We start from the raw sequence: 12,424 nt of genomic DNA on the forward strand, positions 1-12,424 counted from the left end.
GCATGAGCTTAACTCCGCTTCTTAGACAAATTGTGACTGATGCGGTGGAGAATATCCGGCGTTTCAGGGTAGCAATAACCAAACCCGACGGGACGGAGATATTTACCGAAACCGACCCGGGGCATATGCAATTAATGGGGAATATTCCTGAGTATGGGCCTTGGCTACATTCTGACCCTGAACCGACACCCGATTTTGACAGGGCGTTAGGGATAAGAGTGAACGCAGACCATACATTGACAGTGTTGTATTGGAACGGAACTGCATGGGTGGAGGTGGTATAGGTGAATATTCTCGCGTATTTAGAATCCAAGAGAGCTCAAATAGTAGCTCAACTTGCTGACAGCAAAGCTACTATAGCAAAAAATAAATCAGAGGACGCTGAGTTTAAATCTAACCAAACTCAACAGCAGTTAGATGGGATTATTTTAGAAAGTGGAACTAGTGATGCGGAATTGGTTCAAGCTCGCGGTAGCGAACCCTTGTTATATAATAGGTTAGATAGAGTTGATAAAAAAGTTAAACAAAATACTGTGGATTTTGTGAATGAAGTTCGTAAACATAATCAAGTTAATGAACACATTTATGCTAAAATGTTGGGGGATAGAAGTTTACAAGTAGCGGTTCCATTAAGAGGAAAAAAAGCTGCAATCTACGACTTTGTAAAAGACCATAATGACGATTTTATCAAATTCGCCAATATACAGATGGGCGAAGTCGGTATTATGGAAGGAATATTGAGCAGGAAGAATTATGACTCGGATACTGAATTTGGTAATTTTACACATTCACACCTGCCTTTCGCTTGGACAGGTACTCCGGGTGCTCGGTTTGAGGGAGTTTTTACTGGAACCGGAGTTGAAGTTCAGCTCCCAAGAGACTACAGGGGCGGTATTTGGGATTTTTACTTAGACGCTAATATAACACAAGACCAACGTGATATGGACAGTCGAACTGGTAATTGGATACTTGCCCATGCACCAAACTCCCACACATCAGAAGTTGGGGCAACTATGACCATAACTTTCACAGGTACAGAAATAGGATTTAGACATTATGCCGATAATCGTGGTGGTGTGTGGGAATTTGTTATTGACTGCGATACAGAAAACAAAGTTCAAATAAGTACGTGGCGTTCATCTGGAACCCAGGACCAATATAAACAAATATTCTTGGATTTAGCCTATGAAGAGCATACTTTGGTAGGAACATTTATTGGTGATGACCCCGAAAATCCGCCTGAGGGAGGAACCAGTAGGGGGTGGGCTAATATTAACCCTGATGACGCAGAGAATAGATACACCTTCTTATTCTCTGGTGGAGATTATAGCAATCAAGTAACACTAAGTTGTTGGAGGGAGCAGTCAACACTTGCTATTTCCGCGTTTCCTTTATGGAGTGGGCTTGATTATGACACATATGTTGTAACAGGAGTTTATCGTGGGGCAGACCCGGAACATCCTCCCGGAGATGGGAGCACTCATGGTAGAGGTTGGATAGCTTTTCGGGACCCAGAGGGAACAACATACCGCGATGCTTGGACATTTTTAGTTCTTGATATGGGTATAAACACTACAGTGGCTTTTAACGCATCCGTAGGACATAGTAATAAAGAATTCGCTATACTCATTTCCCCTAAGGATAGTGGGTTCTCTAATAAATTTATACCTGACCACGGAGACGGAACTGTATTTGTAGGTACAGACGGCTATCAAAAGATATATTTTGATGATGCGTTGATAGATAGAACAACGCTGGATGATGAATATACTTCGGTTAAATCAGTAAAAGTTATACAAAAGATGGTAGGTATTCATCCCGATGATAATGGTGAAATAACTTGTGATATTTACTGTGTCCACACCATTACAACAAATGGTGTGCATTATAAAGTTAAGATTATATTTAGAAAGCCAACTTTTTCAAGTGCAGGTTATTTGTGCATGTTGCCTTGGCTCAACAGTTTCGGTGAGGAACTCGTTACTGGAATCGGAAATAAATATCCGTCAATAGCAACCGATGGTAGTGCCACTTATTTATCAGAAGAGTATGACCTCAACTCTACTTTCGCGGTTATTAATAAAACTGGGACAAGTGAAAAGGGCGATACTGTTTTGGCAATGACTCTGCATAATTTAGCGAAGACAATGCGTCAAGGGCAGGGTAATCGAGGGAGGGGTGGTCTTTCTACCCGTATAGTATGGCTCGAACATAGAGATACGACTATGCAAAAACTTTACCCACATCAAATCTACCACTTAGATTTAGACGTAGGTGACGAGCTTGAAGCTAGTTGTTCACTTTATTTAGGTGAGCTCCCTCTCGCTAGATATTTACTTTAGTACTTGCGAGAGTTGAGTAACGTTTTTAAAATAATAACCAATTGACTTTACAAAGCCCGGGGTTTATTGATATACTTTACACAAAGAGACGGGGCATGATGGACTGATATCAGTGCAATAGCTTCTCTTCAAACCTTCCGGACAAGGGGGTATTGAAGACTATTCTTAATGGCCAAACAATTCTTGTTTGCTTAAAGCAAGGCATTGGTATTTACGACAATTCCTAAGCCCGGAAAAAAGAAAGACCCAAGTAGCAGCTTGGGTCTTTCTTTTTCCACGTCGATGGTATCATCATTGCTCTCTGTAACATGATAAATTTTTAAAGGTCGTCAATCCTGCTCCATGAAGAGCAGGAGCGTAAATACCATTTTTGCTCTCACTATGTTTTTAAGTTTTCCAAAGGACCTAAAAAAAAGAAAATAGCAAGAGTGACGTAAAAAAGAGTTTGAAAATCAAAACTACTTGTTAAACTTACCACTTCAAGAGACAGGGTTAACCTCTGAACTGATATTTTGCACATAGTTGCTCCTCTCTACAGAGACTTCATCCGACCTTCAATTTAATTATAGCAGGAAAAAACTAAATAATCATACAAAATATAGTATATAAAAAGTATACAGTTGAGAAAAACAGAGAAATACGTCGTAAATGGACAATATTTATAAAAATTTTTTTAGAAAAATTTTTATGTAAATTATACTTTAAAGGCCATCCGGCCTTTTTTGTTTTTGAGGTGAACTGAGACAATGGACAGGATAATTTTGCTGGATAAAAACTTAAAACAACTGTGCCAGCTGCATCCGGAGTTGGTCATAGATCCTCAGACAATTGAGGATGCGAATACTCATGAACACCAGCTGTTTTTCTCATACCCCCTTTATGCTCATGAGAAGATATTTGAGCCAGGCAGCTATGAAAATTGGCCCGAGGATGGGCAGTGTATTGTAATTCCCGATGCAGACGGCGACCTGCAGCCTTACTTGGTTGATGACTCAGATGTGTCAGCAGCGGCGGAAGATATTCGAAGCGTTAAGTGTAACCATCTGTATTTCGAGTTAGGAGACGGCCCAATCCGTAATTACATTCTGGTTAATGCTGTTCCTTCAACGGTCATATCTGCAGCCCTTGTTGGTACACCCTGGCAGCTGGGATACATCAGTCCCTCGCTAACGGCCATTACCGAAAATTTTTATGATTATTACCTCAACCCACTGCAGTTTCTTCGGATAATTGAGCTAAAGTATAAGGCGCGGCTAAAGTTTAGGGTTGAATTTGACAGCCATGGCCACGTGACCCGGTACGTTGACTTATTGGAAATAGATGACGAGTTCAAGGGGCAGCGGTTTGAATTTGGCTGGAACCTGCATGGGATAAACATTAATGTTACCAGAAAGGGACTAAAAACTGCCCTGGTGGGCGTTGCAATAGGGGAGGAAATTGACCCGGCGACAGATGAGCCTCTCCCACTAACATTTAAAAATTTTGAGTGGTCAGTGGCCAACGGGGATCCTGTCAATAAGCCCCTTGGCCAGGACTGGGTTGGATGTGAGGATGCCAGGGAGTTATATGGCATTGCTGATAATGAAGAGGGGATGTTGCACCGGTATGGGCTGCACGAAAGCCAGGCAGAAACGGAAGAAGACCTGCTTTTAGACACGTGGCACGAGGTAGGGGACCAAAGCCGCCCCCGATTTACCGTGGATGCTTCCGTGACCGACCTGGAACAGATACAATTAGTTGACATTCTCACAGATGCGCCGGCACAGCTTAGCCACGAAAAAATTAGGCTCCACAATGTTTGTTACATCATTGCCCGAAAAAAAGACCTCATTGCTGCCCTGGATGCTAAAATAATTCGGATACATAGATATCTCAAGGACCCCGGTAGCACACAAGTAACGTTTGGGGATCATATCCCTCTTGGGAGTGACTACGTTAGGCGGTTAAAGAGAGACATAACTTATAAAGACAAGCGCCGGCGGGAGCTTGACCGGGGCAGAGGGCCGGCGACAGTAACTATCGCGTCAGAAGACACGTCCCGGGCACCCTGGTATGCCAATATAATAGTTCCGGCTGGAGCTCAGAATTTCCAGAGCTATTTTACTCAGGCTGTATCTCTTTTGCCCGATGAAGGCGGCCGAGTAGTTGTGTTAGAAGGAGAATATGTTTATGAAGGAAACATAAATATTCCTAAAAATAAAATTAAAGTAAGCGGCCAGGGAGAGGGAACTAAATTAAAGCTCAAAAACAACATCAATGCAAGTGTATCAGGCATTGTTGCGTTCCAAAAAACCGGGATTGAGATAACAGACATTTCTATGGACTCTAACAAGGGCAATCAGGTAAGTGGAGACACTTATTGTGTTGCATTAGTGGAATGCAGTGATTTTAGGGTTAATAACGTCAAGGCAGAAAATAGTACATTATCAGGAATCGCGTTGTTTGAGTCGGGAAACGGAGAGGTCCAGGATAACTATTGTGCCCATAATGAGCGTCACGGGATTTCTGTTCAAGGAAGCGCAGTCGATGTTTTGTTATCTGCAAACAGGTGCTTAAATAATGGACGAACGGGAATTTCTTTAGTAGCGCAAGTGGGGCAATCTATCATTTCTGCTATTATTTCAGATAACATCGTAAAGGGAAACAATAGATATGGTATTTACAGCGAAAGAATGATGGACAGCTCGGTATCAGGTAATACTTGTAAGCAGTCAGGAGTTGAAACGGGGTATGCAGGCATAGGGCTTTACCTGTCTCACGACAATACCATTGATGGCAATATAAGTAACAAAAACGGCTACCAGGGCATCATTTTAATAGATAGTGATGATAACATCGTAAACGGAAATACATGCAATGAGTCAGTATATGCGAGTGGTATAAATGTATTAAACAGCGACCATAACATCGTTACAGATAATATTTGTAAAGAAAACAACCTACGCGGGATAGCTGTTCAGGGAAATTATAACGAAATACAAACAAATAAGTGTCGCGATAACGGTGATTATGGAATAACTGTGTTTAGCGGCGCAACCCAAAACTTGGTTACCAACAATGATCTGTACGGAAATGCCGCGGGGGGCCTTCAAGATGTCGGTACAGATACTGTTACAGATGCCGGGAACAGGAGTTGATTAAATGGATATATGCACAATAGATGGCGTGGTTCACTTTGCTCGCTGGATGATTAGGGTTAGCCTAGAAAAAGAAATTGATTTACCTTTTCATAAAAATTGCGACGGTGTTATTTGTTTTACCGAAACGGAGTTAAACAAGGCAAAAAAGCTTCTTGATGCAAAAAAAATTAAGTATGCGGTTGAAGATTTGGTTGTGGCAGCTGAGACAAAAAGCAAGTGTCAGGATGTGAAATATGTATCCCGTTCAGAGGCCCTTAGGCACTTAGAAGAAGGCATTGTGCCTGAATCAAAAAGGATAGATCAGCTGGAGAAGGATATCGAAGAATTGAAGAATTTTAGGAGGGAAGTGGAGTCAGAACGAAAGGCAAGGTAGCAAGGCATTTTATTTCCAGGTGGTGATGGCTTTGGGTGGCACCGAAAGTAAAATAGTTGACCTGGCAATTAGCCAGGGGATCTGGGCAGTGCTATTTGTAGCGCTGTTTTTTTATGTATTGAAAACGGGAGGTGAAAGAGAGCGTAGGTTGATTGAAATCATTGATTGTCTCAGGAAGGATTTGAGTATCGTGAACGACATTAAAAAAGGCGTAAGTCGGATCGAGAAAAAAATAGGAAGCTGGAGTGATGGAAATGGTTAACGTGCTGCTTACTACTGACGTATATAAGCCATCAGACTTAGACGATGACATAGATTTGATGACATGCTACGGCCTTCACTGTGCGGGAGAAATTAATCTGCTGGCCGTTAACATAGACGTTCCCCACCGACCGATTACTCATCCGGGGAGCATTTTTGTTGAAAAACTCAACCAGGTTTGCAACTTAAATATTCCCCATGGTGAGGGGCCAGGACACATCCTAGAAACTCTTCAGGCTTCTCCCGGACAAGTAACGGTCATTGTGGTGGGATCTGTAACTGCACTATGGCAGGCATACTTGCAAAACCCAAATTTGTGCCGGTCAAGAATAGAGGCAGTTTGGATGTTTGCCGGCGATGCTCAGGAGAATCCAGCCCGTGGTCACCGGGATGGGAAAAGCTACTTTCCTGGTGGATTGGAGTACAATGTGGCCATCGATCCCCCTGCCTTCACCGGCATCATGGGATCTGATCTGCAAATCGTATGGGTGCCCTGCTTTGACGGAGGGTTACCCAGGCCGAACACCAGCGACGGAGAACAGATGAAGCATGCCGGTTTCCATTTCTCCCGGTACGACAAGTTATTCGAAAAAGCCAGTAACCAGGTAAGGGATTTTTACATCGGGGCACTCTCAACGGAGAGGCCTGAGGGCGGGCTTTATCCCTGGGAGCTTATCCGTGGCCATTTTAAAGATTTATTTGGTGCCGGAATATTTAGGGCTATTCCAAGACCGGATTTGAGTTATCCCTTTAGGTTTATATCAGTATCTATCCGGGCCAACACTAACGGCACCATCAGCCGGGATATGCCAGGGGGGAAGCAGGTTCTGTTGTTTGAACGTACCGACATGTCAAACTTTTACACCAGGATGACTGGAGTCACAGCTGATATCCTGGCCCATATCAGGCGGATGGAAGAAGCACCACCACAGGAGGAGGATGATATCATGATTGACTTTTCAGGATTTCCGTATCCGGTTAAGCCGGCAGATTTTCCGATGGATTTAAGCCGCATGACTGAGCGGGATCCTAAAAAAATGAAATACTGTATCTGGCACCATACCGGAGTGGCCACAGACAGTTCCGCTGCAAACACGAATACATATCACCGGAACAATAATGGTTGGCCAGGTATAGGGTATCATGCTCAAATCAGATTTTCTGGCCAGGTAGAGCTTGGGAGACCTCTAAATAAGCAGGGGGCTCATACGTTGCACCACAACCATGAGAGTATTGGGGTATGTCTTTCCGGGAATTTCAGTCAGGAAAACCTGCTTTCCAGGCCTGAACAATATTCCAGTGCTGTGGAGCTGGCCAAAAAGATCAGCCAGGCTGTTCCGGGGATAACGCACGTAAGGCACAAAGACCTTCGGCCCACTGAATGCCCGGGGAGCAACTTCCCATGGGAAAAGTTTATTGAAGATGTCTCCAGTGAGGCAGTGGGAACTTTGATTATCGGAGAACCGCGAGTATCTGTTGGACAAGCTAAGGAATGGGCACGAAACAGAGGAGCGCACCAGAGATTCATTGATATTGCACCGGTCTACTGGGCCTATGGTGAGCAGACTGGCATCAGGCCAGAGATTCTCTATGCCCAATCAGCAAAAGAGACTGCCTTCGGAAGGTATACCGGAGTGGTCCCAGCCAGCTACAACAACTGGGCCGGGATAAAAACCAGGGAAGCCACCGGGGACAAGCCGGAGGACCATCAGCAGTTTTCTACACCGGAGGAGGGCGTGAGGGCACACTTTAATCATATTTCAGCGTATGTAGGGTTGGAGCCTATAGGTGAGCCCCATGGAAGGTACTACCTGGTGCTCACTATTGCCTGGGCAGGGACGGTCAAAAACGTTGAGGAAATGTCCGGAAAGTGGGCCCCTGCAGCTGACTATGGGCCCAGCGTTGTCCGGGACTACTTGGTAGGCTTGATGGACACGGAAGAACCGCCGCATGGTGAACCTGGGAATCCAGAAGAAGAACATTGTTCCAAGTGTGCGGAGCTTGAAGATCATATTGGCCAGCTGGATGCACTGCTGGACCAGAAAGAAAAGAAAATTCATGCGCTTGAGGCATCAATGAGGTTGATTGCTGCCGAAAGCACAAAACTCATTTAAGGAGAGTGATGTAATTATGATGAATACAGTTTTAATTTTTGCTCAGCAGTGGTGGGGCTTACTTCTGTTGACCATGGTCCTGGTTGGGTATTTATTCTATGACTACGAAGCCGCAAAGAAAAAGATTGCGGTTTTAATTTTTGTGGCTGAAGAACAAGCCCGGGAGAAGTGCCTGAGGAGTGGGCAGGAGAAGTTTGAGTGGGTTGTTAAGAACGGGTACAATTATCTGCCGATTTGGCTAAAGTTAATTATAAGCGAAGAGGCTTTTAAAGTCTTGGTGCAGAGCATTTTTGATAATATGGTAAAGTGGGCTGAAAATCAGCGGTTGAGAGACTCATTTAAAAACCCTTATGCATAAACTGTATTGTCAATTTAATACCCCTTTATGGCCTCCCGCAAGGGAGGCTTTTTTATTTCTGCTGCAGCATTAAGAATAATTCACATTTTTATTGGTAAAAATAAAAAAGAGGCCTACCGCCTAGAGGCCTCTTAGTCTACTTATTTTTTCCGGCGCTTTCCCTTAATCTTGATAGGGAAAGCCTTAAGACCGTAATCTTTCGCGTAAATCTTTTTGCCGTTTGGCAATGTTCTCCATGGACGAAAGATGATCATTAACAGTACCTTCCTTCCTCCGGCGAAATTTTTATCTTGCCAGGAAGGACCAAAGCATGGTACAATGATGATAAGTTGAGTATCAATCATTGAGGCGGCTTACCATGTCGTCAACCTTTTTACCCTTCGCCGGTAGGGCTTCTGCAAGACTTGCCCCGGCGATTTTCTTTGTCCATAAACAAACCTCCCCTTTTTTTTAAATTTAAGCTGCGTCCTGCCTTAAAATCCTTTTTGCCCTAATTTCTAGTTTATGTATAAATTTGTCCATTGCTAGAGCCCATACAAGTTGTCCTCCAGATAAGATATCAACTAGTATATCCTTGCTTTCAGTAATTTCAAAAACATCTTTTCCGTCTGAGATTAAAATTGCGTTGGTAAGGGGTTGGTGAACAAGCTCATTTCTTATTTTAAGGTAATCTACTACTTTTCTTAATTTCTGAAGAGTAACGCCCTGATTTTTTAGTGCCATAGCTACTTTTATGGCAATAAGATCTTGAAATGAATATTGTCTCCTTGAACCTGTCCCATTCCCTTCAGCGCAGCTGGGCTTAATAAAGCCTGTACGATCCCAGTAGTCTAACGTGGAATACTCGATTCCGGTAATTTTACATACTTGTTTTGCCGTGAAATAGTCAAAGTTATTCATGTTCCCTCCCTCCCTAGTTCATTTAGCTAGTGAAGTGATTTAATTTAGCTTGCTCAATTATAATATATGGTGGAAAAATAATCAATAATTATTTTCGACATATAAGTAATTTTTAGGAAGATATTTATTTCGGCCGAAATAAAAAAGCCTGCTATAAGCAGGTCTTCTCTCTAAGCATTTCTAATAATTCGGATAAAGGTGGTGTCGGGGATGGGAATCGAACCCACATGGTGTTAACCACACGGCCCTCAACCGTGCGCGTCTGCCTGTTCCGCCACCCCGACATATAAAAGTGACTTTTCACAATGTATAGTATAGCTCAAACTGCTAAAAAGGTCAAGTAACTTGGGACAAGACAGGGAAGAGAAGTTTTGGTTAATTATTCTCTACTTCAGCCGTTCCTTCACTTCTTAAGGGATCCCCTGTTCCGCTAAGTTTTTCCTCCTTTTTGTCCAGATATAGGGCTGCGGTTCTGCCAAAATAATAGCTGGGGTTTTGTACGATTACCCGGTAGCCCTGTTTTCTAAAATAATCCAGTGTTTCCTGTGGCATCCCCTTTTCAAAACGGATTTCTTTACCTTCAGACCAGAAACGGGGGGAGTCTACGGCTTCTATTATGTCTGCTCCAAAATCTATATGCTGTACCAGGATTTGGGCCAAATAGGCGGGAATACGCCTGCCCCCTGGTGTCCCCAGGGCCATGATTGGCTCACCTCTTTTAAAAACTAAAGTGGGGCTGATGTGGCTGAAGGGCCTTTTACCCGGTTGAAAGTAGTTAGGTGAAGAGGCGTTAGAGCTAAAATTGTTTAGCTGGGTGTTCAAGAAAAACCCCTCCGCCTGCAGTCCGTAACCAAAGAAGTAGCTGATTGTATTGGTGACACTAACCCAGTTTCCCTCTGCGTCTACCGCAACTATGTGGGTGGTGTTATCGGAAGGCCGGTGGGGATCCATATACAATTCTTGAGAAACTGTTCCACTGTCTATTTCATTTATTTTTTCCTGAATATAGTTTTCGCTTAAGAGTTCGTCTATGGGAACATTGACAAAGTTAGGGTCCCCTACATAATTACGTCGATCACTGTAGGTTGCTTTCATTACCTGCTCTAAGAGATAGTATACTTCGCCCTCTGCTTCAGTATAAGTTGATAAGTCATAAGATTCCAGGATTTTTAACTGCTGCAGCAGGTTGAAACCTCCGGCAGGAGGGGGGACAGTAATTATATTGTAGTCTCGGTAAGTGCCTGTCAGAGCCTCCCGCACCATGGGATGGTAATTGGTTAAATCCTGTGTGGACATGTTCATCCCTTGCTGGGCCAGGGTTTCCATGATACTCTCACCTATATATCCCTCATAGAAGACTTCACTTCCTCCCTCCATAATACTCTTTAAGGTTACGGCTAACGTGGGCTGGGTGATGATTTCACCTATGGGAGCTGCCCAACCCCGGCGGAAAAAATTCTGCAGGGCGTCGGAACTTCGGGCCAGCTTGCCTGAGTTGTTTCGTACCATGGAGTTTAGCTCCGGGTACATGGGGAAGCCCTCCTTTGCCAGCAGGTAGGCAGGTTCAATTACGTCACTATAAGCCATGGTACCGTAGTCTGTTATAGCTTTCTCCAATCCCCGGACAAAACCGGGTATGCCTGTACTGGGCCAGTTCATTATCTTGCTAATTTCTCCTCTATCCAGGGTATAGGGGGCTGTTTCCCGGTAGTCTATAACCACCTGGCGGTCTTCTGCAGCTAAATGGATCAGCATAATGCCTCCACCCCCCAGGCCGGAGCAGTGAGGCTCAACAACCGCCAGGGCGTAGGAAGCGGCTATGGCAGCGTCTACGGCACTGCCGCCGGCCCTGAGGATTTTCATCCCTGCTTCCACAGCAAGAGGATGGCCGGCCGCTACTCCAAAGCTGCCGATTTCTGATATTTCAGTATCCCCTGCAGGTTTTAAGTCTGCTGCTTCCTCATTTTTTTCTTCCTCCTCCTGGGGTAAGAGGGAGGGAGAGGTGTATATGGCCTTTAAACCTACATAAGAAAATTCTTCCCCGGCAGCTTTCTCTAAAATATCTTTTCCCTTTAAATACTGCCAGGGCCTAGTTAAAGGTTTGGGTAGCCCTCTTTCCACCAGTAGAGGGTGGACTTCCACCTGGATCCCTTCCTCATAACTGCGAAAAAGGATAGAGGCACTTTCTTCGTTCTTATCCCCCAGAAAATAATCCAGGCTTTCCACGATTAAAGCATCCTGATAGATTTGCAGGGGTACAAGGCTTTTTCTATGATTTCCAATTACCAGGTGGGCCCCGTTTTCGATGGCCAATTTGGCTTTTGAAATAAAACTGTCCTCAGTATCGACATTATCTGAGGCATCTGTAAATTTAACTATAAGAAGGCCCTTATCCGTTACATCTTTATAAGGAGAAACCAGAGCTTTTACTTCCTCAGGGTTTATTTCTAAAGGTAGGGGTAAAAGGATTATAGCCGAATCTTTTTCACTATCCATCAGGCTGAGGGCTGCCAGGTCCCTCTGCAATTCATCATATTTTTCTGTGATATCTTCTTCTAATACATATTCCAGGTCTTCCAGGGGCAGAAAGGGAAGGGTAACGAAAGAAAGCCCTATCTCTTCTAAGGTTTGTTTTTCTTTGGCGGTGGGCAGAGAGTTGTTATAGTGACTGAGGACGGGAGGGCTATTAAGGCCTTCTAGAGTACGCTTGAAGGCAGTATAATCCTTGCTCCTGAGCCAGCGGGAAAGGGATACATTATTGCCGGCTATTTCCCCTATAACCATCAGCTCAGCCATAGGTTCATTCTTTAATTCTACTGCTCCTGCTCCCGCTCCCGGTAATAAAATATAAAACCAGAAAGCTACAGCCACCAGTGCACCAAGGGAAAATGTAATAAGTAGTTTTATGGCTGTTAATAATTTTTTCATGATTTCAC

At 43.9% G+C, this 12,424-nt stretch carries 9 protein-coding genes and 1 tRNA gene; 7 read left to right on the top strand and 3 right to left on the bottom strand.

Annotated elements, in window-relative coordinates:
* Positions 1–2 precede the first annotated feature (2 nt).
* The 7 genes from HUE98_RS06080 to HUE98_RS06110 all read left to right on the top strand — a co-directional run bounded on the left by HUE98_RS06080 (position 3) and on the right by HUE98_RS06110 (position 8,588).
* Positions 3–284 (top strand): hypothetical protein, encoded by a 282-nt coding sequence (locus HUE98_RS06080; RefSeq protein ID WP_241422967.1) that lies wholly within the window; start codon positions 3–5, stop codon positions 282–284.
* The gene (locus HUE98_RS06085; RefSeq protein ID WP_241422968.1) at positions 285–2,342 is read left to right on the top strand and encodes a hypothetical protein; all 2,058 of its coding nucleotides are present in this window, start codon (positions 285–287) and stop codon (positions 2,340–2,342) included. It begins immediately after the preceding gene.
* 746 nt (positions 2,343–3,088) lie between these two features.
* Positions 3,089–5,479: a phage tail spike protein gene (locus tag HUE98_RS06090; RefSeq protein ID WP_241422969.1), complete on the top strand. Its 2,391-nt coding sequence runs from the start codon at positions 3,089–3,091 to the stop codon at positions 5,477–5,479.
* 4 nt (positions 5,480–5,483) lie between these two features.
* A complete protein-coding gene (locus HUE98_RS06095; RefSeq protein ID WP_241422970.1) occupies positions 5,484–5,855 on the top strand; it encodes a hypothetical protein in 372 nt (123 codons plus the stop codon).
* A 31-nt stretch (positions 5,856–5,886) separates the two neighbouring features.
* The gene (locus tag HUE98_RS06100; RefSeq protein WP_241422971.1) at positions 5,887–6,117 is read left to right on the top strand and encodes a BhlA/UviB family holin-like peptide; all 231 of its coding nucleotides are present in this window, start codon (positions 5,887–5,889) and stop codon (positions 6,115–6,117) included.
* On the top strand, positions 6,104–8,230 hold the full coding sequence (locus HUE98_RS06105; RefSeq protein ID WP_241422972.1) for an N-acetylmuramoyl-L-alanine amidase: 2,127 nt from the start codon (positions 6,104–6,106) through the stop codon (positions 8,228–8,230). The genes HUE98_RS06100 and HUE98_RS06105 overlap by 14 nt, the downstream gene beginning before the upstream one ends.
* Before the next feature lie 16 nt (positions 8,231–8,246).
* Positions 8,247–8,588 carry a hypothetical protein gene (locus HUE98_RS06110; protein ID WP_241422973.1) on the top strand — a complete coding sequence of 114 codons (342 nt, stop codon included), beginning with the start codon at positions 8,247–8,249 and terminating at the stop codon, positions 8,586–8,588.
* Positions 8,589–9,044: 456 nt separating this feature from the next.
* Here the strand turns inward: HUE98_RS06110 and HUE98_RS06115 are convergent, their stop codons facing one another.
* From HUE98_RS06115 to ggt, 3 genes are all read right to left on the bottom strand, one after another.
* Complete coding sequence (locus HUE98_RS06115) at positions 9,045–9,488, bottom strand: helix-turn-helix domain-containing protein (protein ID WP_241422974.1); 444 nt, start codon at positions 9,486–9,488, stop codon at positions 9,045–9,047.
* Positions 9,489–9,687: 199 nt separating this feature from the next.
* Positions 9,688–9,772, bottom strand: a tRNA-Leu gene (locus HUE98_RS06120).
* Between the two features lie 91 nt (positions 9,773–9,863).
* Positions 9,864–12,416, bottom strand: a complete 2,553-nt coding sequence (gene ggt / locus HUE98_RS06125) for a gamma-glutamyltransferase (RefSeq protein ID WP_241422975.1) — start codon at positions 12,414–12,416, stop codon at positions 9,864–9,866.
* Positions 12,417–12,424 lie beyond the last annotated feature (8 nt).

This window comes from Candidatus Contubernalis alkalaceticus (assembly GCF_022558445.1).
In the GTDB taxonomy this organism is placed as follows: domain Bacteria; phylum Bacillota; class Dethiobacteria; order SKNC01; family SKNC01; genus Contubernalis; species Contubernalis alkaliaceticus.